Source organism: Planotetraspora sp. GP83 (assembly GCF_041262585.1).
Classification (GTDB): Bacteria; Actinomycetota; Actinomycetes; order Streptosporangiales; family Streptosporangiaceae; genus JAOEGB01.
Genome location: NZ_JBGCBZ010000012.1, coordinates 67,017 through 91,083 on the forward strand (window position 1 = coordinate 67,017; position 24,067 = coordinate 91,083).

At 71.6% G+C, this 24,067-nt stretch carries 19 protein-coding genes; 6 read left to right on the forward strand and 13 right to left on the reverse strand.

Annotated elements, in window-relative coordinates; all coding sequences use genetic code 11:
• Positions 1-22: 22 nt before the first annotated feature.
• The 6 genes from gatA to ABH927_RS18365 all read right to left on the reverse strand — a co-directional run bounded on the left by gatA (position 23) and on the right by ABH927_RS18365 (position 8,383).
• The gene (gatA, locus tag ABH927_RS18340; protein ID WP_370023057.1) at positions 23-1,513 is read right to left on the reverse strand and encodes an Asp-tRNA(Asn)/Glu-tRNA(Gln) amidotransferase subunit GatA; all 1,491 of its coding nucleotides are present in this window, start codon (positions 1,511-1,513) and stop codon (positions 23-25) included.
• 37 nt (positions 1,514-1,550) lie between these two features.
• Positions 1,551-1,850, reverse strand: a complete 300-nt coding sequence (gene gatC, locus ABH927_RS18345; RefSeq protein WP_370023059.1) for an Asp-tRNA(Asn)/Glu-tRNA(Gln) amidotransferase subunit GatC — start codon at positions 1,848-1,850, stop codon at positions 1,551-1,553.
• Between the two features lie 168 nt (positions 1,851-2,018).
• A complete protein-coding gene (locus ABH927_RS18350; RefSeq protein WP_370023342.1) occupies positions 2,019-4,103 on the reverse strand; it encodes a putative bifunctional diguanylate cyclase/phosphodiesterase in 2,085 nt (694 codons plus the stop codon).
• A 409-nt stretch (positions 4,104-4,512) separates the two neighbouring features.
• Positions 4,513-6,702 carry an NAD-dependent DNA ligase LigA gene (ligA, locus tag ABH927_RS18355; RefSeq protein ID WP_370023061.1) on the reverse strand — a complete coding sequence of 730 codons (2,190 nt, stop codon included), beginning with the start codon at positions 6,700-6,702 and terminating at the stop codon, positions 4,513-4,515.
• Between the two features lie 287 nt (positions 6,703-6,989).
• On the reverse strand, positions 6,990-7,190 hold the full coding sequence (locus ABH927_RS18360; RefSeq protein ID WP_370023063.1) for a hypothetical protein: 201 nt from the start codon (positions 7,188-7,190) through the stop codon (positions 6,990-6,992).
• Between the two features lie 11 nt (positions 7,191-7,201).
• The gene (locus ABH927_RS18365) at positions 7,202-8,383 is read right to left on the reverse strand and encodes a methionine synthase (RefSeq protein WP_370023065.1); all 1,182 of its coding nucleotides are present in this window, start codon (positions 8,381-8,383) and stop codon (positions 7,202-7,204) included.
• Positions 8,384-8,402: 19 nt separating this feature from the next.
• Here ABH927_RS18365 and ABH927_RS18370 point away from each other — a divergent pair, with 19 nt between their 5' ends.
• On the forward strand, positions 8,403-9,035 hold the full coding sequence (locus ABH927_RS18370; RefSeq protein ID WP_370023067.1) for an MBL fold metallo-hydrolase: 633 nt from the start codon (positions 8,403-8,405) through the stop codon (positions 9,033-9,035).
• Positions 9,036-9,085: 50 nt separating this feature from the next.
• Here the strand turns inward: ABH927_RS18370 and mnmA are convergent, their stop codons facing one another.
• Positions 9,086-10,171, reverse strand: a complete 1,086-nt coding sequence (mnmA, locus tag ABH927_RS18375) for a tRNA 2-thiouridine(34) synthase MnmA (RefSeq protein ID WP_370023069.1) — start codon at positions 10,169-10,171, stop codon at positions 9,086-9,088.
• A gap of 238 nt (positions 10,172-10,409) precedes the next feature.
• On the opposite strand from mnmA, the gene ABH927_RS18380 reads away from it, so the two are divergent.
• A complete protein-coding gene (locus ABH927_RS18380) occupies positions 10,410-11,450 on the forward strand; it encodes a DUF695 domain-containing protein (RefSeq protein ID WP_370023071.1) in 1,041 nt (346 codons plus the stop codon).
• Positions 11,451-11,628: 178 nt separating this feature from the next.
• Here ABH927_RS18380 and ABH927_RS18385 read toward each other — a convergent pair whose 3' ends face one another.
• The gene (locus ABH927_RS18385) at positions 11,629-12,783 is read right to left on the reverse strand and encodes a cysteine desulfurase family protein (RefSeq protein WP_370023073.1); all 1,155 of its coding nucleotides are present in this window, start codon (positions 12,781-12,783) and stop codon (positions 11,629-11,631) included.
• Positions 12,784-12,886: 103 nt separating this feature from the next.
• Between ABH927_RS18385 and ABH927_RS18390 the strand changes: the two genes are divergently transcribed.
• The 3 genes from ABH927_RS18390 (at position 12,887) to ABH927_RS18400 (ending at position 15,692) form a co-directional block, all read left to right on the forward strand.
• A complete protein-coding gene (locus ABH927_RS18390) occupies positions 12,887-13,378 on the forward strand; it encodes a TetR/AcrR family transcriptional regulator (protein ID WP_370023075.1) in 492 nt (163 codons plus the stop codon).
• 133 nt (positions 13,379-13,511) lie between these two features.
• Positions 13,512-14,753, forward strand: coding sequence for an MFS transporter (locus tag ABH927_RS18395; protein WP_370023077.1), 1,242 nt, complete (start codon positions 13,512-13,514; stop codon positions 14,751-14,753).
• 249 nt (positions 14,754-15,002) lie between these two features.
• Positions 15,003-15,692, forward strand: coding sequence for a rhomboid family intramembrane serine protease (locus ABH927_RS18400; protein WP_370023079.1), 690 nt, complete (start codon positions 15,003-15,005; stop codon positions 15,690-15,692).
• A gap of 82 nt (positions 15,693-15,774) precedes the next feature.
• Here ABH927_RS18400 and ABH927_RS18405 read toward each other — a convergent pair whose 3' ends face one another.
• A complete protein-coding gene (locus ABH927_RS18405; protein WP_370023081.1) occupies positions 15,775-16,728 on the reverse strand; it encodes an electron transfer flavoprotein subunit alpha/FixB family protein in 954 nt (317 codons plus the stop codon).
• Positions 16,729-16,738: 10 nt separating this feature from the next.
• On the reverse strand, positions 16,739-17,518 hold the full coding sequence (locus ABH927_RS18410) for an electron transfer flavoprotein subunit beta (RefSeq protein WP_370023083.1): 780 nt from the start codon (positions 17,516-17,518) through the stop codon (positions 16,739-16,741).
• 475 nt (positions 17,519-17,993) lie between these two features.
• Between ABH927_RS18410 and ABH927_RS18415 the strand changes: the two genes are divergently transcribed.
• Entirely contained in the window at positions 17,994-18,347 is a 354-nt protein-coding gene (locus ABH927_RS18415) for a DUF234 domain-containing protein (RefSeq protein ID WP_370023344.1), read from the forward strand.
• Positions 18,348-18,373: 26 nt separating this feature from the next.
• Here ABH927_RS18415 and ABH927_RS18420 read toward each other — a convergent pair whose 3' ends face one another.
• Genes ABH927_RS18420 through ABH927_RS18430 form a run of 3 tightly spaced genes read right to left on the reverse strand, consistent with a single transcriptional unit; the run spans position 18,374 to position 24,052 of the window.
• Positions 18,374-19,744 (reverse strand): serine/threonine-protein kinase, encoded by a 1,371-nt coding sequence (locus ABH927_RS18420; protein WP_370023084.1) that lies wholly within the window; start codon positions 19,742-19,744, stop codon positions 18,374-18,376.
• A 37-nt stretch (positions 19,745-19,781) separates the two neighbouring features.
• Positions 19,782-21,833, reverse strand: a complete 2,052-nt coding sequence (locus ABH927_RS18425; RefSeq protein ID WP_370023086.1) for a protein kinase domain-containing protein — start codon at positions 21,831-21,833, stop codon at positions 19,782-19,784.
• A gap of 11 nt (positions 21,834-21,844) precedes the next feature.
• Positions 21,845-24,052 carry a protein kinase domain-containing protein gene (locus ABH927_RS18430; RefSeq protein WP_370023088.1) on the reverse strand — a complete coding sequence of 736 codons (2,208 nt, stop codon included), beginning with the start codon at positions 24,050-24,052 and terminating at the stop codon, positions 21,845-21,847.
• Positions 24,053-24,067: the final 15 nt, after the last annotated feature.

The window sequence follows — 24,067 nt, forward strand, 5'->3', positions numbered from 1 at the left end:
CCTCCCCTCTCAGAGCCGGGGCCTACAGGGCCGGGGCCTTGGCGAGCAGCGGGCCGCCCCAGCGGCCCTCGAAGGCCCGCTCCACGGCCGCGCCCACGCGGTAGCACCGGTCGTCGCCGAGCACGGGCGCCATGATCTGCAGACCGACCGGCAGGCCGTCCTCGTCGGCCAGGCCGCACGGCACCGAGATCGCCGCGTTGCCCGCGAGGTTGCTCGGGATCGTGCACAGGTCCGCGAGGTACATCGCCATCGGGTCGTCGGCGCGCTCGCCGATCGGGAACGCCGTCGTGGGCGTCGTCGGCGAGATCAGCACGTCGACCTGGTGGAACGCCGCCTCGAAGTCCCGGGAGATCAGCGTGCGGACCTTCTGCGCCTGGCCGTAGTAGGCGTCGTAGTAGCCCGACGACAGCGCGTAGGTGCCGAGCATGATGCGCCGCTTGACCTCGGGACCGAAACCGGCTGCCCGGGTGAGCGCCATGACCTCCTCGGCGCTGCGGGTGCCGTCGTCCCCGACGCGCAGGCCGTACCGCATGGCGTCGAAGCGGGCGAGGTTGGACGAGCACTCCGAGGGCGCGATCAGGTAGTACGCCGGGAGCGCGTAGCCGAACGCCGGGCAGGAGACCTCGACCACCTTGGCGCCGAGCGACTCAAGCAGGTCGACGGCCTCGTGGAACCGGGCGAGCACGCCCGGCTGGTAGCCGTCCCCGCCGAACTCCTTGACGACGCCGACCCGCAGCCCGGCCACGTCGGCCTGCCGCGCGGCCTCGACCACCGGAGGCACCGGCGCGTCGATCGAGGTCGAGTCGAGGGCGTCGTGGCCGGAGAACGCCTCCTGCAGGAGCGCCGCGTCGAGCACGTTGCGCGCGAACGGCCCCGGCGTGTCCAGCGACGACGCGAAGGCGATCAGCCCGTAGCGGGACGATCCGCCATAGGTCGGCTTCATGCCCACGATGCCCGTGACCGCGGCCGGCTGGCGGATCGAGCCGCCGGTGTCGGTGCCCGTGGACAGCGGCGCCTCGTAGGAGGCGACGGCGGCCGACGAGCCGCCCGACGAGCCGCCGGGGATGCGGGACAGGTCCCACGGGTTGTGGGTGGGCCCATAGGCCGAGTTCTCCGTGGAGGAGCCCATCGCGAACTCGTCCAGGTTGGTCTTTCCGAGGATGACCAGACCGGCCTCGCGGAGGCGGCGGGTCACGGTCGCGTCGTACGGCGGGCGCCAGCCTTCGAGGATCTTCGATCCGGCGGTGGTCGGCATGTCGGAGGTCGTGAAGACATCCTTGTGCGCGATCGGCACGCCCGCCAGCGGGCCGAGCTTCTCGCCCCGGGCGATGCGCTCGTCGACCGACCGGGCCTGCGCGAGCGCCGACTCGGCGTCCACGTGCAGGAACGCGCTGACCTTGGAGTCCACCTCGGCGATGCGGTCCAGGTGGGCCTGGGCGACCTCGACGGCGGACGCCTCGCCGGAGGCGATGAGCTTCCCGAGCTCGGCGGCGGTCTTGTGGATCAGGCTCATGCGGACTCCTCACCCATCAGAGTGAAGGCTCGGTGGCTCATGCTTCCTCCCCGAGGATCCGCGGCACGCGGAAACGGTCGTCCTCGACGGCGGGGGCGCCCGAGAGGGCCTCCTCCGGCGACAGGCTGGGCCGTACCTCGTCGGGACGGAACACGTTGGTCAGCGGCAGCGCGTGCGAGGACGGCGGGATGTCGTCGGCCGCGACCTCCGCGACGCGGGCGACCGCGCCGACGATCTGGTCGAGCTGGGCGGCGAAGTGGTCGAGCTCCTCGTCGGCCAGCGCCAGCCGGGACAGCCGGGCGAGGTGAGCGACCTCGTCGCGGGTTATGGCGGACATGAGTCGTCGAACCCGTTTCGTGGATGGAGATTGGACTTTCCCATCCTAGGGCTCGTCTCCGAGCACGACCGACTCATTAAGCCCGGTCAGCAAGCCCCGTCATCAAGCCCCGTCATCAAGCCCTGCCAGAAGGCCCCCGTCTTAGGTCCTGTCGCCAGGCCGGGTGGTTCAGCGGGGCGCGAGCCGTGCGTCGTCGTCCACGCGGGCGGTGAACGCGGGGCTCAGGCGGGATCGCAGCCAGACGGTCGTCTCGGCGGCGGGCATGGGCTTGGCGAGCCACCAGCCCTGGCCGGCGTGGCAGCCCATGTCGCGCAGGCGTGTCGCGATCTCCGCGTTCTCGACGCCCTCGGCGACCGACCTCAGGCCGAGCGAGCGGACCAGATCGATGATCGAGCGGACGATCCGCTCGTCGTCGGCCGACTCCCCGAGCCGCCGGATGAACGAGGCGTCGATCTTCACCTCCGACACCGGCAGCCGCTGGAGGCGCACCAGTGACGAGTATCCGGTGCCGAAGTCGTCGAGCGAGAGCTGGACGCCCAGCCCGGACAGCGTCCGGATGGTCTCCGCGCTGTAGGCCTGGTCGGTCATCAGGATGCGCTCGGTGACCTCCAGCACGACGGCCTCCGCGGGCACTCCGAGCTTCGCCAGCCCGGCTTCGAGCTGGTCGGGAAGGCCGGAGTCGAGCAGGTCGCGGGCCGACACGTTGACCGAGACCGGCACGGCGAGCCCGGCGTGCCACCAGTCGGCCGCCTGCTCCAGCGCCTTCTGGATCACGTGCTGGGTGATCTCGCGCATCAGGTAGGACTGCTCGGCGAGTGGGATGAACTCGACCGGCGAGACCGGCCCGCGGACCGGATGCCACCACCGCAGGAGCGCCTCCACCCCCTCGACCTGGCCGTTGTCGAGGCTGACCTTGGGCTGGTAGTGAAGGTCGAGCTCGCCCGCGTCGATGGCCCTCCTCAGATCGCCGAGCAGGCTCAGCCGCTCCGGCGAGTTGCGATCCTTGCCCGGGAGGTAGAACTCGACGCCCGTACGGCCCTCTTTGGCGAGGTACATGGCCACGTCGGAACGTTGCATCAGCAGCTCGAAGTCGGGCGCGTGGTCCGGGTAGAGCGCGATGCCGATCGAGGCGTCCAGGTCGAACGTCATGCCCTCCAGGCGGACCGGCTCGGTGAGCGCCACCCGCAGCCGGGAGGCGACCTCCTTGGCCGCGTGCGCGTCCCTGATGGACGGCAGGAGCACGGCGAACTCGTCGCCGCCGAGGCGGGCCACGACGTCCCCCGGCCGCACGCTGTGGGTGAGGCGGTGGGCGACGATCTGGAGCAGCCGGTCCCCCACTGGATGGCCCAGCGTGTCGTTCACCTCCTTGAACCGGTCGAGGTCCAGGAGCAGCAGGCCGACCCGCTCGTTCGGCCTCGCCTCGGCCAGCGCCTCCTCGGTCCGGAGGATCAGCATCTTCCGGTTGGGCAGGCCGGTGAGCCCGTCGTGGGTGGCCTGGTGGTCGCGGCGCAGCGACAGCGTGGCCGTGAAATGGACGGCCGTCAGGGGCGCGACGAACAACGGCACCAGGGCCGACGAGTGCGCCATCACGACGGCGACCAGCGGCGCGAGGCCGAGCAGCGCGCCATAGACGAGGGCCTGCGGCCCGATCGAGGCCCTGACCACCCGGAGCACCGGCCTGCGCTCGTGCAGCGCGACCGCGGAGCAGACCAGCGACGCCCTGACCGCGAAGTACGCCGAGCCGGCGAGGACGATGGCGGGGATGTCCACGCCGTCCGGAGTCCAGGGCGAGGCGGGCCGCGGATGGATCCCGAACGCGCCGAGGGTCACGGCGGCGGCCGTGCAGGCCAGCGTCACCTGACCGATGTTGAACATCACCCGATGCCAGGACCTGCGATGGACCAGGCCGCTCACGACCACCGCGACGGCCTGCAGGAGCGCGGCCGTCGGCAGGCCGTAGTGCATCAGCACGGCGAAGGTGAACATCGCCGACATCGGAGTGCCGCCGACCAGCGTCGAGGAGCTGACCATGACGGGCCGGAGCTCCCCCAGCACGACGAGGACGGCCAGCATCCAGAACAGCGGCGTCCGCCCCATCTCCGCCAACTCGGCCAGGCCCAGCCGTACCTGCGCGACGATGAGCGCGGTGAAGCCCACCGTGATGACCGCCGCGAGATAGGCCCACAGGGGCGACCCCGGACGTGGTCCCGTGTCCCGGGTGTCGGTCGAGCCCGCGGTCGCGGAAGGCGACATGAGGGACACAGCGATCTCGGGAGCCGGCACGAGACCATGGGACAGACCGATCCCTGAAGTCGGCATGAGACTGCGAAAAGAAGCCGTCATAGGTAAGAAACCCCCCAAGAGGTCACTATGGGAGGGTACGGCCTCTGGGCCACTTCGCGAAACCGATTGGGCACGGTCCGTTACGGTAGATTTCGAAAGATCAGTCGACATGGCAGCTGATATCAAGACGAAATGACGGCATGAAAAGCCATCAGGCCTGGTCCTCACGCCTTCGCGGTCGAGCTACGGGCGTCTCGGACCTCTCGGAAAGCCCACCGGCCTCTCGGAAAGCCCACCGGGAAGCCCGGCCGGCGAAGAGCCGAGGCCCGGCCATCGGGGGCTTCGCGCGGGCACGCGCCAGCGGCCCGAGCCGGCGCGGCTACTCCTCGGGCTTGACGGCCACGGCCTGAGCGGCTTCCGGGCCCTGATCGAGGAGGGTCCGGAAGCCCTGCTCGTCGAGGATCGGGACACCGAGCTTGACCGCCTTGTCGTACTTCGAGCCCGGACTCTCCCCGACGACCACGAAGCCGGTCTTCTTCGACACCGAGCTCGTCACCTTGCCGCCCCGGCTGGTGATGGCCTCGCTCGCCTCGTCGCGGCTGTAGGCCGCCAGCGTGCCGGTGACGACGAACGTGAGGCCCTCCAGCGTCCGAGGCCCCTGATCGGCGGGCGGCTCGTCCGCCATCTTGACACCGGCGGCTCGCCACCTGTCGACGATCTCGCGGTGCCAGTCGACCTCGAACCACTCCCTGACCGTGGCCGCGACCCGGGGGCCGATGCCTTCGACAGCGGCCAGCTCCTCCTCGGACGCGGCGGCGATCGCGTCGAGCGACCGGAACTCGTCGGCCAGCGCCCGGGCGGTCGGCGGACCGATGTGGCGGATGCTCAGCGCGACCAGCACCCGCCAGAGCGGCTGGGTCTTGGCCTTTTCGAGCTCCTCCAGCATCTTCTCGGCGTTCTTGCTCGGGACGCCGGCGATGGTGGCGAAGAACGACACGATCTTGGGCTCGCCGGTCTCGGGGTCGGTCTTCGGCAGGCCCGTCTCGGGGTCGCGCACGACCGACTTGATCGGCAGGAGCCGGTCGACCGTGAGGTCGAAGAGGTCCGCCTCGGTGCGGACCGGCGGCTCCTGCGGCGGTAGCGGCTGGGTGAGCGCGGTGGCCGCGACGTATCCCAGGCCCTCGATGTCGAACGCGTTGCGCCCGGCCGCGAAGAAGATCCGCTCGCGGAGCTGGGCGGGACAGGCACGCGCGTTGGGACAGCGCAGGTCGGCGTCGCCCTCCCGCTCGTAGGCCAGCTCGGTGCCGCATTCCGGGCAGAGCGTCGGCATCACGAACTCGCGCTCATGGCCGTCACGGAGATCCGCGACGGGCCCGACGATCTCCGGGATGACGTCGCCCGCCTTGCGCAACACCACCGTGTCGCCGATGAGCACGCCCTTGCGCACCACCTCGGACGCGTTGTGCAGGGTGGCCCGCTCCACGGTCGACCCGGCGACCACGATCGGCTTCATCACGCCGTACGGTGTGACGCGGCCGGTCCTCCCCACACCGACCTGGATGTCGAGCAGCTTGGTGGTGACCTCCTCCGGCGGGTACTTGAACGCGATCGCCCACCGGGGCGCCTTGCTCGTGGAGCCGAGCTGCCGCTGCACGGCGATCCGGTCGACCTTGACCACCACGCCGTCGATCTCGTATTCGGGGTCGTGGCGGTGCTCGCGGTAGTAGGCGATGAAGTCACGGATCTCGTCGAGCGTGTTGACCACCTTGTAGCGGTCGCTGACCGGGAGGCCGAAGGCCGCGAGCCGGTCGTAGGTGTCCGACTGGGCCGTGGGGGGCTTCGCGCCCTCCCACTTGCCGAAGCCGTGCACGATCATCCGGAGCGGCCGCTGCGCGGTGATCCGCGGGTCCTTCTGCCGCAGGGAACCGGCGGCCGAGTTGCGCGGGTTCGCGAACGGCTGTCTTCCCGCGTCCATGAGCTGCTCGTTCAGCCTCTTGAAGCCCTCGACGGGGAGGAAGACCTCGCCGCGCACCTCCAGCAGGTCGGGCACATCGTCCCCGGCCAGCCGCTGCGGCACGTCACGCAGGGTGCGGACATTGGGCGTGACGTCCTCGCCGGTGCGCCCGTCACCCCGCGTCGCGGCCCGGACGAGGCGGCCCTTCTCGTAGACCAGCGCCACGGCCAGCCCGTCGATCTTCAGCTCGCAGAGATAAGGACCCGGATCGGCCTCGATGAGCCGCTCCGCCCGCGCCTGCCAGCCCGCCAGGTCGGCGTCGCTGAACGCGTTGTCGAGACTTTCCATCCGCTGGAGGTGCGCGACCGCGGCGAACTCGGTCGAGATCGGCGCCCCGACCTTCTGCGTCGGCGAGTCGGGAGTCCGCAGGTCGGGATGTTCCTCTTCGAGCGCCCGGATCTCCCGCATCCACGTGTCGTACTCCGCGTCGCTCACCGTCGGCGAGTCGAGGACGTGGTAGCGCCAGTTGGCGTCCTCGACCAGCTCCGCCAGCTCCGCGTGCCGCTCCCGCGCCGCCGACGGCGCGCCCTCCAACTCGTTCAGCCGATCGCTCACGTCGCCCGTCTCCCCTCGTCAACCCAGAGAAACCGTATCGCCGACCACTGACAATCTTCCCTCCCGCATCGTGCTCAGGGTCTGTGCGCCCGGCTTCCCGTCCGAGTCTCCCCGGCTCGGGCCCAAGGAACGACCGGAACCGCACTCTCGGGGGGAGCCGCACCTCTTCGCGGGAGCCGTACCGAGGACGATGTACGGCTCCCGCGATCAGAGGCGGTCCGATCCAGGAGTACGGCAGGCCGCTTGCGGCCGGCTTTCATCCCCGCTGAACGGGAACGATCGCGGGCTCAGCCGCCCTGGGACCAGACGCCCTCCCATCCCGAGCACCTGCCGGTGACCTTGACGGCGGTTCCCCGGCAGACCTTGACCTTGGCGAAGAGCATGTAGCCCGCGTTCACCCGGAACGCGCGCGGCGTCGACTGGGAGCAGTTCTTGAAGGTCGCCGTCCGGTACTTCCCCTGGTCCGTCAGCCCTTGATCTTCGCCCACGAGGGACGGGCCTACTCCTGAGGGTCGTCCCGGAGCACGCGCGCCGCCTCCCGGCACGCGACCAGCGCCGCCCGGGCGTACTTCGGAGACGCTCCGGCGAGCCCGCATGCCGGGGTGAGCACGATCTGCTCGGCGAGCCGCGCGGGCGCGAACCCCAGGCGCCGCCACAGCCCGACCGCGGGCTTGGCCACCACTCCCACGTCGGGCAGGCGGGTGTCCGTGCCGGGCACGACTCCGAGAAACAGCGCCGTTCCGGCCTCGATCGCCTCGCCGATCCGGTCCTCGTCCGCGCGCCGCAGCAGCGACGCGTCGAGGGAGATCCCGCGCGCGCCCGCCGTACGGAGCACCCGGAAGGGCACGCCCGGCGCGCAGCAGTGCACGATCGGGAACACCCCCGCGTCAGCACCAGCCCGAGAACCCGCGGCACCGGCGGCAGCCCCGGCCTCAGCCGTCCCGACCCCGGTCAGGCCTCCCGGCCCGCCACGTGTCTCCGGCGTTCCGAACGCCTCCGGCATGCCGTATGGCTGCGGCACGCCGTTCCCCGGCCACGCGTCGGTGCGCTCAGCGGCCGGTGCGAGGGCCGACAGGACGGTGCGGAGCCGTTCCGCCGCGATGGCGGGCTCGACGGCGGCGAGCCGTCCGAAGCCGGACGCGGTCGGCACGGTCCCCGCGAGCACTCCCGGCAGCCCCGGCTCGTCGAGCTGCACGACCAGACGGGCCCCCGGAACCCTGCCGCGGACGTCCGCGACGTGCTGGGCCAGCCCTTCGGCCAGGGACTCAACCAGGTCACGTACGGCTCCCGCGTCCGCGAGCACCTTGTCGCCGTACCGCAGCTCGATCGCCCCGGCGAGCGTCCACGGGCCGCACACCTGGATCTTCAGCGGGCCCTCATACCCCTGGGCGGCCTCCTCCAGGCCGTCGAGATCGCGGCGCAGGTGGTCGCGGGCCCGCTTGGCGTCGCGGCCCGGCCGATCGGTGAGCCGCCACCCGGAGGGCTGGACCTCGACGGGCAGCTCCACGAGCAGCGACGCGCCCCGGCCGATCATGTCCGCGCCGACTCCCCTGTCGGGAAGCTCCGGAAGGTACGGCATGGGCAGCTCGCCGAAGGCCACCTGGAGCGCCGCCAGATGGTCCTCACCGGGGTACGACCCCACACCCGTGGCCGTGGCCCCGTCCCAGGGAAAGTCATTCACGAGGTCTAGCTTAGGGAACATGAAACTCACCAAACTCGGGCACGCGTGCTGGCGGCTGGAGAAGGACGGGTCGACGCTGGTCATCGACCCGGGGACCCTCAGCGTGGGCTCCCCCCTCGACGGGGCCGCGGCGGTGCTGATCACCCACGAACACTTCGACCACTTCGACGCCGAGCAGCTGAGGAAGGCGGGCCCCGGCCTGGAGGTGTGGACCTGCCAGGCCGTGGCGGACCAGCTCGGCGACATTCCGGCGAAGGTCCAGGTCGTGCGGGACGGCGACACCTTCAGCACCGCTGGATTCAGCGTGAAGGCGATCGGCGAATGGCATGCCCTCATCCGCCCCGACATACCGATCGGCCAGAACGTGGGCTTCCTGGTGGACGAGGAGGTCTTCTACCCCGGCGACGCGTTGACACCCCCCGCCGTGGAGATCCCCACGCTGCTCGCTCCGACGAACGCCCCCTGGCTGAAGCTTTCCGAACTCATCGAATACCTGCGCCTGGTCCGCCCGGCCCGGGCGTACTCCACGCATGACGGCCTGGTCAACGAGATCGGCCAGAAGCTGTACGGCAACTGGCTGGAAATGGAAGGTGAGACGCAGAAGGCTGAGTTCCGCCACATCTCGGTCGGCGACTCCGTCGAGCTCCCGTAGGACCCGATCAGGACCCGATCAGGACCCGATCAGGACCCGGCCAGGACCGTTCAGGCCGCCGAGGCGATCGTGGCGGAGCCGATGACCGTGTCGCCGTCGTACAGGACGGCGCCCTGGCCCGCCGCGACGCCCGTGGCCGGGGCGTCGAGCTCGATGTGCAGCGAGTCGCCCGAGAGCTGGGCGCGGCAGCCGTACACCTCGCCGTGCGCGCGCAGCTGCACCGTGCATGTGATCGGCTCGTACGGCTCCCGCACCGGGCCGTTCCAGATGGGCCGCTCACCCACGATGCTCCGGACTTCCAGGGACGTCCGGGGCCCGACGGTGACCGTGTTGGAGACCGGCTCGATCGAGAGCACGTAGCGAGGCCGTCCGTCGGCGGCCGGACGGTCGATGTGCAGGCCCTTCCGCTGCCCGACCGTGAAGCCGTAGGCGCCCTCGTGGCTGCCGACGACCTGCCCGGTGAGCGCGTCGACGATCGGCCCATCGGCGGCCCCGAGCCGCTCAGCGAGGAACGCCCGCGTGTTGCCGTCGGCGATGAAGCACACGTCGTGACTGTCGGGCTTGTCCGCCACGGTCAGTCCGCGGCGGGCGGCCTCGGCGCGCACCTCCGCCTTCGTGGAGTCGCCCAGCGGGAAGATCGCGTGAGAGAGCTGCTTGCGGGTGAGCACTCCCAGCACGTACGACTGGTCCTTGCCCTCGTCCACACTGCGCCGCAGGACGCCGCCGGAGAGCCGGGCGTGGTGGCCGGTGGCGACGGCGTCGAAGCCGAGCGCCAGCGCCCGGTCGAGCACCGCCTCGAACTTGATCTTCTCGTTGCAGCGCAGGCACGGGTTGGGCGTGCGGCCCGCGGCGTACTCGCTGACGAAGTCCTCGACCACGTCGCGGTGGAACCGTTCGGCCATGTCCCAGACGTAGAACGGGATGCCGATCACGTCGGCGGCCCGGCGGGCGTCGCGGGCGTCCTCGAGCGTGCAGCAGCCGCGGGCGCCGGTGCGGTAGGACTGGGGATTCGACGACAGCGCGAGGTGAACGCCGGTCACGTCGTGACCCGCCTCGGCGATCCGGGCGGCGGCCACGGCGGAGTCCACGCCACCCGACATGGCGGCGAGCACGCGAAGCCTCTGTGTGGGACTCATAACCCTTTGAGATTACCCGTACGGCGGGCAAGGCGGCTCAGCCTCGTCGGGCATCCGGGGGGAACATGCGCATGATCACGCCGCGTGTAGTCGCTCCTCACGCACCCGAGCCGGGAACATGTGCATGATCACGTCAGGAGGAGCGGCCGATCGGAGCGCTTCTCAGGAATGTGTGCATGATCACGCCGGAGGTGGTCGCGTTGGCACTGGGTGGGGCGGCCTGGGAGGATGCGTGGTCATGCGACTGTTCGGGCGCAAAAGCGAGCCGGTCGAGCCGGCGGAGGCCATTGACGACTTCTGGACCTGGTGGCGGGAGACCCGTCCCCGGATCGACGCGCATGTCGAGGCTGAGGAGGCGGAGGCGCTCGCGGAGCTGATCGGCGGCGCCGTCACGGCCCTGCACCCGGACCTCGTCTGGGAGATCGCGCCGGGCCGTACGGCGCGGCATGCCCTGGTGGTCAGCGCCTCGGGCGATCCCGAGTTGCGGTCCTTCGCCCACAGGTGGGCGCTCGCCGCGCCGGCGGCCGACGACCTCTGGGAGTTCCACCCCTCCCGCCAGGCCAACCCGCAGGCGGCGGAGCTCGCGGTCGAGGTCGGCGGGCGGGAGTTCGGACTGGAGGGGCTGGTGCTTGGCCTCCGCGTCCCGCCCGGCACGCCCCGCGTGGACGTTTCCGCCTTCCACCCGATATTTCCGGATATCGATGACGAGACCCGGATGGAAGCCACCCTCATCGCCCTCGACTGGCTGCTCGGGGAGGACGAGGTGGCCAGGTGGGTGGGCGACATCGTCGCGGCCGAGTTCGAGCCCATCGACGCCATCCCCGCGATCCACCTGCCGGCCGTGGTCGCCGACGTGGCCGGGGGATTCAAGGACGAGCAGTGGGCGTTGCTCGAAGGCCAGACGGCGACGGGCGGGCGCCTGATCGCCGCCGCGCGCTATCCCCTCCGCCCGGTCGACTACCCGCTGTTCGACCAGCACATCACGATCACTGTGCCGTACGAGCACTCCGACGAGGACGGGCTGCCCTCGGGGGCCTCGCTGCAGGGCCTCCGCGACTTCGAGGAGCGGCTCGCGGGCCGCCTGGGCAAGCTGGGCTCGGCCGTGCTGGCCGCCCATCTCAGCGCGGAGGGCAACCGGGTGCTGCACGTCTACGCCGACCCGGCGGGCGATTCCGCCCTCCTGCTGAAGGAGCTCGCCGGGACCTGGCAGGAGGGCCGCCCGCGCGTCGACGTGGAGAACGACCCGTCCTGGAGCGCGGTCGCCCACTTCCTGACCTGAGCTTCCGCCCGTCACCGGCGCCTCCGGAGTCCCGGGCACGGCCTCGCCCGTGGACTGGACTCACAGCACGGCGCACGGACTCACAGCGCGGCGCGGAGAGCCTGCGAGCGGCCCGCGGCGCGGCGGCTCAGGACAGGCCGGGCGTCAGAAGAGGCCGGGTGTCAGGAGAGGCCGGGTGTCAGGAGAGGCCCGCGCGGCGGGCGCGCTCGACGACGTGGCCGATGACCTCGGCCACGCGGTCGACGTCCGCCTCCGTCGAGGTGTGGCCCAGGGAGAAACGCAGCGAACCGCGGGCCCGCGCGCCGTCCTGCCCCATCGCCAGCAGCACGTGGGACGGCTGCGCCACGCCGGCCGAGCAGGCGGAGCCGGTCGAGCACTCCACTCCCTTGGCGTCCAGCAGCATGAGCAGCGCGTCGCCCTCGCAGCCCGGGAACGAGAAGTGCGCGTTCCCCGGCAGCCGCTCGACGGGATGGCCGTTGAGGATCACGTCCGGAACGGCCTGCCGTACGCGATCGATGAGGTCGTCGCGCAGAACGGACAGCCGCTCGGCGATGGCCGGGCGGCGCTCCACCGCGGCGTGGACGGCCGCCGCGAACCCTGCGATGGCCGGCGCGTCGAGAGTGCCCGACCTGATGTCACGCTCCTGGCCTCCGCCGTGGAGCACGGGCACCGGGTCGACCCCGCGGGCCAGCAGCAACGCCCCGGTCCCGATGGGGCCGCCCACCTTGTGCGCGGAGACGGTCATGGCGTCGACCCCCGACTCCGCGAACGACACCGGGAGCTGGCCGACGGCCTGCACGGCGTCGGTGTGGAACGGGATGCCGTGGTCGTGCGCGATGGCGGCCAGCACGCGGACCGGCTGGATGGTCCCGACCTCGTTGTTGGCCCACATCACGCTGACGAGCGCGACGTCGCCGGGGTCGCGGGCGATGGCGGCGCGCAGCGTGTCGGGGTGGACCCGCCCGTGCTCGTCGACCTCCAGGAGTTCGACCTTCGCGCCGTGGTGGTCCCCCAGCCAGTGCGCCGGGTCGAGAGCGGCGTGGTGCTCCACCGCGCTGATCAGGATCCTCGGCCGCTTCCTCGCCCAGAACAGGCCCTTGATGGCCAGGTTGTCGGCTTCGGTGCCGCCCGCTGTGAACACGACCTCGCTGGGCCGGGCGCCGAGCGCGCACGCGATGGTCTCGCGGGACTCCTCCACCACCCTGCGCGTGCGACGGCCGGTCGCGTGCAGGGACGAGGCGTTGCCGACCTGACCCAGCTGTGCGGTCATGGCCTCGATCGCCTCCGGCAGCATCGGCGTGGTCGAGGCATGGTCCAGATACGCAGTTCCCACGGCCCCTCCCAGATTCGCCCGGCGAACCAAGCGTATCCGTGCCGCGGAACGATGCCATCCCCCGGATTGGACGACTCAACCGTCCAGACGGTACAGTAAGCCCATGAGGAGGGATGAGCTACTTGACGCGGCGGAATGCCTGCTGGAGGACCAGGGGGCACAGGGTCTGACCCTGGCCGCGGTCGCCCAGCGCGCCGGCGTCAGCAAAGGTGGCCTCCTCTATCACTTCAGCAGCAAGGAAGCCCTGATCAAGGCCATGATCGAGCGCCTGATCGCAGAGTTCGACGCGCTGATCGAGGCCCAGCAGGAGAGCAACTACACGAGGGCCTACCTCAAGGCGACCTTCGAGGCCGTCGAGAGCGGCCGGCTGCGACGCTGGGCGGTGGTCACCGGCGCGGCCGGAGACCCGGAGCTCCTGGTGCCGCTGCGGGACGCGATGACCAGGTGGCACCGCCACGGCCTGGATGACGAGCCCGACCCGACGATGTCCCAAATCGTGCGCCTGGCGTGCGAGGGCGTCTGGGACGTCGCCACTCACTGTTCGTCGATCGTCGACTACGCCGAGGTCCGGCGCCGCCTGCTCGACCTGCTCTAACTCCGCTCTGACTCCGTTCTGGTGGTCGCCCCATCCGGCTCACGGCCGGAAGGGCGACCTGCTGTTGTCTGCCCGCTTCACCCGACTCGAAAACCCTGAAAACCTTTGAGACACCCCTGGAAAGGAACCCGTGATGACCCGCGCCCTGAGGACGGCACGTTTCGGCGCCATCCTCACCTTCGTTCTGGCCGGCCTAATGTGTGGGACGTTCACCGTGCGCCTTCCGGCGCTGGCTGACAAGCTCCAGTTGTCGGAGTCGTCGGTCGGCGTCGCCCTGCTCGCCTGGGGGCTCGGCGCGCTGTTGACCATGCAGGTGATGCGCGTCGTCATGGCGCGGGTCGGCAGTCGCGGCGTCCTCCGGGCCGGGGCCCCTCTCTGCGCCGCCGCGCTGGCGCTCGTCGCCTTCGCGCCGTCCTTTCCGGCCGTGATGGTGGCCGCGACCCTGTTCGGCATGGCCTTCGGCGCGGTCGACGTCGCTATGAACGCCCAGGGCTCGGTGGTCGAGCGCGCCTATGGCCGGTCGCTGATGAGCGGCATGCACGCCGGCTGGTGCGTGGGCGCGATCTCGGCGGGACTTCTCGGCACCGCGGCCATCGCCGCCGGGCTGTCCCTCACCGCCCACCTCACCGTCGTCGCCCTGGGCTCGCTGCCGCTGACGCTCGCCCTCAGCCGCACGTACCTGCCGGACGGCCGCACCTCCCAGCCGGATTCCGCCGCCGCCCGGGCGAAGGCCCCGCGGGCGAGGCTGCCGCGCGTGGTTTACCTGCTCGGCGCGATCACCTTCGGCGCGTTCATGGTCGAGGGCGCCGTGGCGGACTGGAACGGCCTCTACCTGCGTGGCACGCTCGGCGCCCCCGAGGCGCTCGCCGCGCTCGGCTACCCGGTGTTCGAGGCCGGCATGCTCATCGCGCGGCTCTCCGGAGACCGGCTTCGCGGCCGGTACGGCGCGCGCGGCCTGATCGTGGCCTCCGGCGCGGCCACGGCCGCCACGTTCCTGGTGGTCATCGTGGCGCCGTCGGCCCTGGCCGCAGTCACGGGCATGTTCTTCGTGGGGCTCGCGGTGGCGACGATCTCTCCGATGGCGCTCTCCCTGGCGGGCACCGCCACGGCCGACCCCGGCCCGGCGATCGCCCAGGCGGGCGCCATGGGATACGCGGGCCTGCTGCTCGGTCCGGTCGTGATCGGGTTCCTGTCGTCCGCGACGTCGATGCGGGCCGCGCTGGTGACCGCCGTCGTCCTCGGCGTCCTCGTCGCCGTGGTCGCCCGGCTCCTCCCCAGGTCCCGTACGGCCCCGCTCGCGCTGGAGACCCGCATGGACGCCGCCCTTATGAAGGAGGACGGCGTCGAGAGCCACCGTCTGCCCATGGCGGCCTGAAAGCGCCCAGGCATGAGCACCCCCGGCCGCGCCCCATCTCGGACGCGGCCGGGCGGCGTCTTCCCACCTGGCCGCTTCCTACCTGGCCGCTTCCCGCCTGACCGCGCGGCCCTCGTCCACGGGCGCGCCGAGTTCCCCGTTCATGGCGCCGGATGCCCGCCCGCTGAGGCGGCGGGGTGACATTTGTCCCATCGAAGGACGTACATCGCGTTCTGTCGCCACAAGAGCTGATTTGGCAAGCTCTAACGCGTGAAGATCCAGCCGCTCCCCCGCGTCACCGTGATCGTGTTCCTGATCACCGCCGTACCCAGCCTGCTGCAGCTCTTCTCCCCCTCGCTGCTGACCACCTTCGAGAGAGACCCGTCTCTCGTCGGCTCGGGCGAGTGGTGGCGGCTGGCGACCTCTCTCGTGGTCCAGGACGGCGGCCTGATCGGCACCGCCTTCAACCTCGTGAGCCTGGCCGGCCTCGGCCTGCTGGCCGAGCGGGCCCTCGGTCCGGCGAGGTGGCTGGCGCTCTACCTGGCCGGGGCCGTCGCCGGGCAGGTGGCGGGCATGCTTTCCGGCGCCCCGGGAGCGGGCAACTCGATCGCGGTGTGCGGCCTCGCGGGGGGCCTGCTGGCCGCCTTCGCGCTCGCCCGGGCCGACCGTCTCGCTGGCTCGGTGGCCGCCTTCTACTCCGTGGTGATCCTCACGACGGCGTTCGGCCACTCGACCGCCGGGCTCATCGCGACCGTGGCGGTCGCGACGGCGGGAACGCAGCTCATCGCCCATCGGGATCGGCTCCCGCGCTGGGTGTTCCCGCTGCCGGGGCTCGCCGCCGGGGTCGTTCTCTCCGCCCTCGGCGACCTGCACGGCCCGCCGCTTCTCGCCGGCCTCGTCATCGGGGCCGTCCTCGCCCGCGCCGGCTCCCCTAGCCCCAAGGTCCGTACGGCCGGCTGAACAGGGAACGCGAGAGCCGTACGGGATCTGGACATGCCGGAGCGGCGCCGCACGGAAAGGTGCGGCGCCGCTCCAGGTGTTGCTACTTGCGCTTCTCGATCTCTTCGGTGAGCTGCGGGACGATCTGGAACAGGTCGCCCACGACGCCGAAGTCGGCGATCTCGAAGATCGGCGCCTCGGCGTCCTTGTTGATCACCACGATGGTCTTCGAGGTCTGCATGCCGGCCCGGTGCTGGATGGCGCCGGAGATGCCGGCCGCGATGTAGAGCTGCGGCGACACCGTCTTGCCGGTCTGGCCGACCTGGAACTGGTGGGGGTACCAGCCGGCGTCGGTGGCGGCACGCGAGGCGCCGACCGCCGCGCCGAGGGAGTCGGCGAGCTTCTCGATGATCGAGAAGTTCTCGCCCGAGCCCACTCCGCGGCCACCGGAGACCACGATCGCGGCCTCGGTGAGCTCGGGGCGAGCGCCCTTCTCCTGCTTGACCCGCTCGACGACCTTCGCGGCGCGCGCGGCGTCGGAGAAGGCGACGTCCACCTTCTCCTCGGCGCCCGCGCCCGCGGTGGCCACGGGAGCGGTGGAGTTGGGGCGCACCGCCACGATCGGGGTGCCCTTGGTCACGCGGCTCCGCACGTTGACGCCGCCGCCGAAGATGGACTGGTCGGCGACGAAGCCCTCGCCCAGGCCCACCGCGTCGGTGATCACACCGGAGTCGGTCTTGATGGCCAGGCGGCCCGCGATCTCCTTGCCCTCGGCCGTGGCGGCGACGAGCACGGCGGCCGGGGACCGCTCAGACACGAGCTGGGCCAGCAGTTCGGCCTTCGGCGCCACCACGTAGTCGGCGATCTCCTCGCCGGCGGCGACGTAGACCTTGTCGGCGCCGTACTCGGCGAGCTTGGCCTTGGCGGCGTCCGAGTAGCCGGGACCGGCCCAGACCGCGGACGGCTCGCCCAGCGACCGGGCCAGCGTCAGCAGTTCGAGGGTGACCTTCTTGACGTCACCGTCGACGTGCTCGACGAGAACCAGAATCTCACTCATCCCAAGCCCCTCAGATGAACTTCTTCGACGCGAGGAACTCGGCGGCCTTGGCGCCACCGTCGCCCTCGTCCTTGACCACCGTGCCCGCCGCACGAGGCGGAGCGGCGGCGAACTCCACGACCTCGCTCCAGGCGCTCGCCAGGCCGACCTGGTCGGCGGAGATCTCCGCGTCGGCGATGCCGAGCGTCTCGACCGGCTTCTTCTTGGCGGCCATGATGCCCTTGAAGGACGGGTACCGCGGCTCGTTGATCTTCTCGACCACGGACACGACGGCGGGCAGCGAGGCCTCCACCTTGTCGAAGCCGTAGTCGGTGATGCGCTGGATCGCGATGGCCGACCCGTTCACCTCGACCTTGTTGGCCAGGGTGAGCTGGGGAGTGCCCAGCCGCTCGGCCAGCATCGCGGCGAGCACGCCGGTGCGGGCGTCGGTGGACTCCGAACCGAGGATGACCAGGTCGAACCCGATCTTCTTCAGCGCCTGCGCCATGGCGTAGGAGGTCGACAGGGCGTCCGAGCCGTGCAACGCGTCGTCGCTCAGGTGGACGGCCTTGTCCGCACCCATGGCCAGGGCCTTGCGGATGGTCTCGGTCGCCTTGGCGGGGCCCATGGTGAGAACGGTCACCTCTCCCCCGTGGGCCTCCTTGAGCCGCAGTGCCTCCTCGACCGCGTACTCGTCGAGCTCGTTCACGACGCCGTCGGCGGCGTCGCGGTCGAGCGTCTTGTCATCGGACCTCAGCTTGCGCTCGGTCGCCGTGTCGGGGACCTGCTTCACGCAGACGACGATGTTCATGGCCGGTGGCCGACCTCCCCTTTCCGTACGGCTGACGCCGCGGTATTCGGTACGTGCCCGTGGGGTACGGACACGTGCTGCAAGACTGCCAGGCGCTCGTAAGCGTAATGACAGCGGGTGGCCCGGGTGATGCAGCGCTCCCTGGTCCCCCACGCCATGTTACCCACGAGTAGCTTAGGCGCAAACCTCCGGTCACCTACGGCCCGGGCAACGTGACGTAGCCCATACCCGAAGCCATGCCCGAAGCCCGCATCCGAAGCTCGGGGCCGGCCCACCGGAAGTCCCGCCGCGCTCCACGATACCGAACTATGTTCCAGATCCATCCCTCCCCCCACCGCGGCCGCTTACCGACACTCCGTGGTCCCCTGGAGCCTCGCCAGGCGGCGCAGAGTGCCCAGGGCCAGCGACTGGTCGAGCGGCAGGGCCATCCACGAGGTCAGCAGGGAGTCGCGGCCGAACAGTGCTTCCCGTGCTCATGGCGTCCCTGGACGACCACATGGGCGACCCCTGGGAGAACGCCTTCCGCGACCACCTCAGGCACCGCGCACGGGAGATCGGCCCCGAGGTGGTCGCCATCGGCCCATGGTGGCAGGGGGACGGACAGCACCAGATCGACGCGGTGGCGCTCAGTGGCAGGTCGAGGACTCCCGTCCTCGCCGGCGAGGCGAAGAAGGTGAACGCCGGCCGGCTCAAGGCGGACCTCGCCTCCAAGGCGGCCCACCTGACCAAGACCCCTGGGGACCTCCGCTACGCCGTCGCCGCCAGGCAGACCATCGTCAACGCGGACGCGAAGACCCTCTGTGTCACCGCCGCGGAGGTCTTTCCTTAGGTCTAGCTGGAGGTCTAGCTGGAGGTCTAGCTGGCGAAGACGAGGGCGATGAGGAGGAACAGGACGGTGCCGACGGCGAAGAGGAGGGTCGTAGTGCTGAACAGCGTGCTCAGCAGGGCCCACACGGCGACGACGCCGACTCCGCCCATGGCGTCCACGATCACCCGCGACCGCGACTTGGCCAGCAGGCCGAGCCCCACGTCGATCACGACGACCGTGCCGTACAGCGCGAGCAGCAGGAGCGAGACCTCCGGTAGGTAGCGGCGGGCGGCGGCGGCGAACAGGCCGACGACCACGCTGGAGCCGAGCACCCAGCGGCGGTGCAGCTTCGCGCGATGCCGGGCGCGGGCGTCCTCGATGGATCGCTTCCTGTCGCCGGGCCTCCACTCGCGGGTGCGGGCGTCGGCGACCGATCCCATGGCGGTCACCTCGGCGTCGCGGAGACGGTCGAGCGGGTGCCGTACGCCCGGAAGAGGCTCGAAGTGATGTCCGCCCTGCGAGGCGGGCTCGAAGTGATCGGCATGAGCCGGCAGATGGACCGGCTTCCCCCACCCCGTCTCCGCACGAGACCGGGAGGGCTTGGCCAAGGGCGGCGCGACGACGCCGAGGCGGGCGGAGAGCTGCGGTGCTGTCGGCCGCTCGGCGGGATCGGTCCGCAGGCACTCCGCCAGCAGCGGCCCTAGCCAGGAGGGGACGCCGGACAGGTCCGGCTCGCGGTGGACGACCCGGTAGGCGATCGCCGCCGCCGGTCCGGTCCCGTACGGCTGCCGCCCCGACGCGGCGAAGGCCAGGGTCGCCGCCAGGGCGAACACGTCGGACTCCGGCCCTGCGTCGTGGCCTTCCAGCACCTCCGGGGCCAGATAGCCGGGGGTGCCGACGACCGCCCCCGACGCCGTGACGGAGGCGGACTCCAGCGCGCAGGCGATCCCGAAGTCGATCACGTACGGCTCGCTGTCGGCGATGATCACATTGGCGGGCTTGAGGTCCCGGTGGACGACCCCGGCCCCGTGGATGCACTCCAGCGCCTCGGCCAGGCCCCGCGCCAGCCGTACGAGATCGTCGTCGCGGACCGGGCCGTCCGAGGCGATCACCGTGCTGAGCGCGCGGCCCTGGACGTAGCGGGTGACGATGTACGGCCGGGGCCCGGTCAGCGAGGCGTCGAGGATCTCGGCGACGTGGGGGCCGCGCACCCGCCGCATGGTCTCGACCTCGCGCGCCAGCCGCGTGAGCGCGAAGGCGTCGGAGGCGACGTGCGGGAGGAGCACCTTGACGGCGACGGTGTGCCCCTCGGGGTCGAGCGCGAGATGGACCTCACCGAACCCGCCCGAGCCGAGCGGCGAGAGCAGGCGGTAGGGGCCCAGGGTCGCAGGGGCTGGTGCGTGTTCCGACGGGCCCATCCCGCTCCCCTCTCGCCTCGCGGCGCCGACGGCCTGGTCAGCCCCAGAAGTGCAGGAAGCTCAGGCCGATTCTGTCCAGGAGGTCACCGATGACGCCGCCGATCAGATTGACGACCGTGTTCTTACCCTTCTGCGTCAGGTCGGTGACGATGTGGTCGAGGACCACCGACGGCGGCCGCCAGGGCGCCCACGAGGCGTCCGCCGACAGTGCCGTCATGACGGCGAAGAGCGCCAGCGTGCCCACCGCGATCGTGACGACCATGCCCGCGCCCGGGCTGCGGATCACCGAGGTCAGCGTCCTGGCGACGGCCTTCCGGGGGGCTCCGCCTCCGGGCAGGATGAACAGCCCGGCCACGAAGGCGCCCGCGGCGTAGGCGGCGGCCGGGTCGGTGCCCATCCGCCCCAGATAGACCAGCCCGCCCCACACGCACATGCCGAACATCGCCGCGAGCGGCACCTGGACGAGCGTGGCGAGCGCGGCCTTGATCAGCGCCCATGGCGTGCCCAGCACGGCCAGGAGCGGGTCGCTGCCGCTGCTTCCCCGGACCGAGCGGCGCTCCGCCAGGTCACCGAGCAGGTAGTGGCCCACCCTGAGGCAGAGTGACGCCACGATGGCGAACAGGCTCACCGTCACCGGCAGCAGGCAGGCCAGCGCCACCAGCGCGACGAGCAGGAGGCCCGCCAGGACCGGATGTCCCGCGCGGTAGCGCGGCCTGTCCTGTTCCGGCGCGTACGGCCTGGCCTGGCTCGGCGGAGCCGTCGGCACCGCCCTGCCCGGCGGCGAGACCGTGCCCTGAGGTTCCGGATATCCCGCCACCCGCGCGTCGGGATGCGGCGGCGGATACGCCCCCGGTGGCTGGTAGGCCGGCGGCGCGTAACCGGCCGGAGGCGGGACGTACCCGGGCGTGTGCGCGGGCGGGTAGCCGGCCCGGCCCTGCGGGGGAGGCGCGAAGTCCGCCTGGCGCGCCTTCGGCGGGCGCGGCTCGCGGCGTGAGCGTTCGGGAGCGACGTAGTTGACCGGCGGGAGCAGGTCGGAGTAGGTGTCGCCGGCCGGGAGGACGCTGGTGCCGTTCGGCGGCCCAGAAACCCCCGAAGCACCAGAAACCCCGGAAACCCCCGAAGCACCCGGGACACCCGAAACCGCCGAGGCACCGGAAAGACCGGATAACGCGGCGTCGTCGAGGACTCTCGTCCCGTCGGGGACGTGCCCGTTGACGGCCGACCCGTCGAGGACCTTCGTTCCGCCGCCGCCCGCCGGGGAGACCGCGGTCTCCTGGAAGACCGTCACGGACGGGTCGAGCACCCGCGACAGCCGCAGCAGCGACGCGGCGGTCGGGCGCGACCCGGCGTCCGTGGCGAGCGCCAGCCGGAGCCAGCCGCGCATCCACGGGGGCGCGAGGTCGACCTGGGCCTTGCCCTCCAGGATGTTGTAACAGACCGACTCGAACGTGCCGGACCCGAACGGCGGCTTGCCGGTGGCCGCGAAGAACACCGTCGCCGCGAGCGCGTGCACGTCGGCCGCCTGCGTGATCTCCGAGTCCCGGATGATCTCCGGCGCCAGGTAGCCCGGCGTGCCGACGAACATGCCGGTCTGGGTCAGCCTGGTGGCGTTGACCAGATGCGCGATGCCGAAGTCGATGACGAGCGGCTCGCCGTCCACGAGCATCACGTTGGCGGGCTTGAGGTCCCGGTGGACGACGGCGGCCGCGTGGATGGCGACCAGCGCCTCGCACAGGCCGCGGGCGAGCCGGATGACGTCACGGTGCGCCAGCGGCCCGTCCTCCAGGACGGTCTGCTCCAGCGTCCGCCCAGGGGCGTACCTGGTCACGATGTACGGCATGGCGCCCGCGAGGTCGGCGTCGAGGACCTCGGCGACGCGCTTGCTGCGCACGCGGCGCATGGTCTCGACCTCGCGGGTCAGCCGGTCCCTGGCCTTGAGGTCCGAGGCCACGTGCGGGTGGAGGACCTTGACGGCGACCTCGCGACCCTCCGCGTCCAGCCCGAGATGGACCACGCCCATCCCGCCCTCTCCCAACTGCCGCAGCAGCCGGTAGGGGCCGATCCTTTCCGGAGCCTCGGTAGCCGACATGTTGTCCCCCGTCACTGGTTCCCCGCCCGTTCCCGCAGGTCGGTCAGACGTTGCACTATGTCGGAAACGTCGATGGAACCCCAGAAGTGCCCTGCAGTTTGTTTACCCATGACGCTGGCCACGGCTATCGCCGCCACCACCGTCGCGACCGCCCCGATCCCCCAGGCCAGCCCGGCGGCGGCCCCGCTCCCCGGCGCCAGTGATGCGAGAGTCCGCCGCACCTGCCGGCTCGGGCCCTGGACCCCGGGCCCCGCGCAGAGCGTCCACAGCACCACCGCGATCCCCCAGCTCAGCGCGGTGAGTTCGGGCCTCGACCCCATCACCAGCACCGTCAGCAGCAGCGTGACCGGCAGGCCCAGGACCAGCGCGTACGGCACGAGTGCGAGCGTGACGCCGATCGACTTCATCAGGGCGGCGGGCTGGCTCAGCACGCGGATCACGTCCGTGGCCGCCGCGCCCGCGGGGCGCCGGGCGTTGAGCTGCGGCTGCGCGATGTCAGCGGCCCGCAGCAGCACCGCCACGGGAAGCGCGAGCACGCACACCGGCAGCGGGGCGATGACCGCGAGGCCCGTCATGGCGACGAGCAGCAGCGCGCTCGCCACGCCGTACGCCTTCGAGCGTTGCAGCAGCGCGCCCGCCGGCAGCGGCGACGGCGGGACCGTGGACGGCACCGACGACGGAGACGCACCGGGCGGCAGCGTGGGCGGCGCCGAAGAGGACACGGTGGGGGGCGGCACGCGGACGGTCGGCAGGAACGGCGTCGGCGGATGCGGCTGGTGGACCTGCGGCGTCCTCTCGTAGAGCTCCGGCGCCTGCTCGAAGAACGCCTGGTTCTGCGCGGCCGACTGGCGCAGCTCCTCGGAGGTCACCCGCCTCGTCGGGACGTCGCCCTCCGGCAGCCGCCGCTGCGGGGTCTCCCACGCGGACGGCGGCTGGACCGCCGGCTTCGGCGGTGCCATCCGGGTCGGGATGTCGCCCTCGGCGGAAGCCTGCTGTGGATCCTGCTGGGCCCCCTGTTGTGGCCCCTGCTGCTGAGCCCCCTGACCGGGGAACCAGGTGGGGATGTCTCCCTCGGCCGCGCCCCCGGCGAGACCCGCTTTGCGCAGATCCTCCCCGGTCACCCGCACGGTCGGGTAGGGATCGGCCGACCTTCCCCCCGCTGGGGCGTCCTTTAGGAGGGACACGAACTCCTCGCCGGGTGGTGACTGCACGAGCGGCGGCGGAGCCACGGGAGCGACGGGCGGGGTCGTCATCGGCCGGACGGGAGGCGTGGCGGCCCCCTGCGGCGCGCCGCCGTACGCGGGGAGCGGAGAAGGCCCGGAGGACCGGTGACCGAAGGGTCCGGGATCGGGGACCACCGGCTGGCCCGTCGTCTCGTCGACGTTGGGCACGGTGGTGATCTCGTCGGGGACCCGGGGCCTGCGGCCCTGCGGCATCAGTTCGCCGATCCGCTGGACCAGCTCGGCCGCCGTCGGGCGCCTCGCGGGGTCCCGGTGGAAGGCGGCCCGCAGCACCGGCTGCAGCAGCGCGGGCGCGGCGTCCACGTTGGCCTTGCCGGAGGTGATGGCGAAGAAGATCATCTCCAGCGTGCCCTTGCCGAACGGCGGCTGGCCGGTCGCGGCGAACAGCAGCGTCCCGGCCCAGGCGTGCACGTCGACCTCGGGCCCGGCCTCGTGACCCTCGATGATCTCGGGCGCCAGATAACCGGGCGTGCCGATGAACATGCCGGTCTGGGTGAGGCGGGTGGCGTCCACGGCCTGGGCGATGCCGAAGTCGATCAGCACGGGCTGGCCGTCGAGCATCAGCACGTTGCCGGGCTTCAGGTCGCGGTGGATGACGCCGGCGGCGTGCACCGCGGCCAGCGCCTGCGCCACGCCGTTCGCCACCTTGAGCAGGGCGTCCACGGAGAGCGGCCCGTCCTGCTTGATGATCTCGTCGAGCGGCCGGCCGGGAACGTAACGGGTCACGATGTAGGGCCGCTGACCCGTGACGTCGGCGTCGACGACCTCGGCGATGTGCGGGCTGCGGGCCCTGCGCATGGTCTCGACCTCGCGCGAAAGCCTCCTGCGCGCGACGTCGTCCCCCGTGACCTCGGAGCGCAGGACCTTGACGGCCACCTGCCTGCCGTGCGGGTCGAGGGCGAGGTGAACCACGCCCATGCCGCCCTCACCGAGCCGCCGCAGCAGCCGGTACGGGCCCAGTCGGTCGTCCTGATTCATGGCGTAAGCACCATA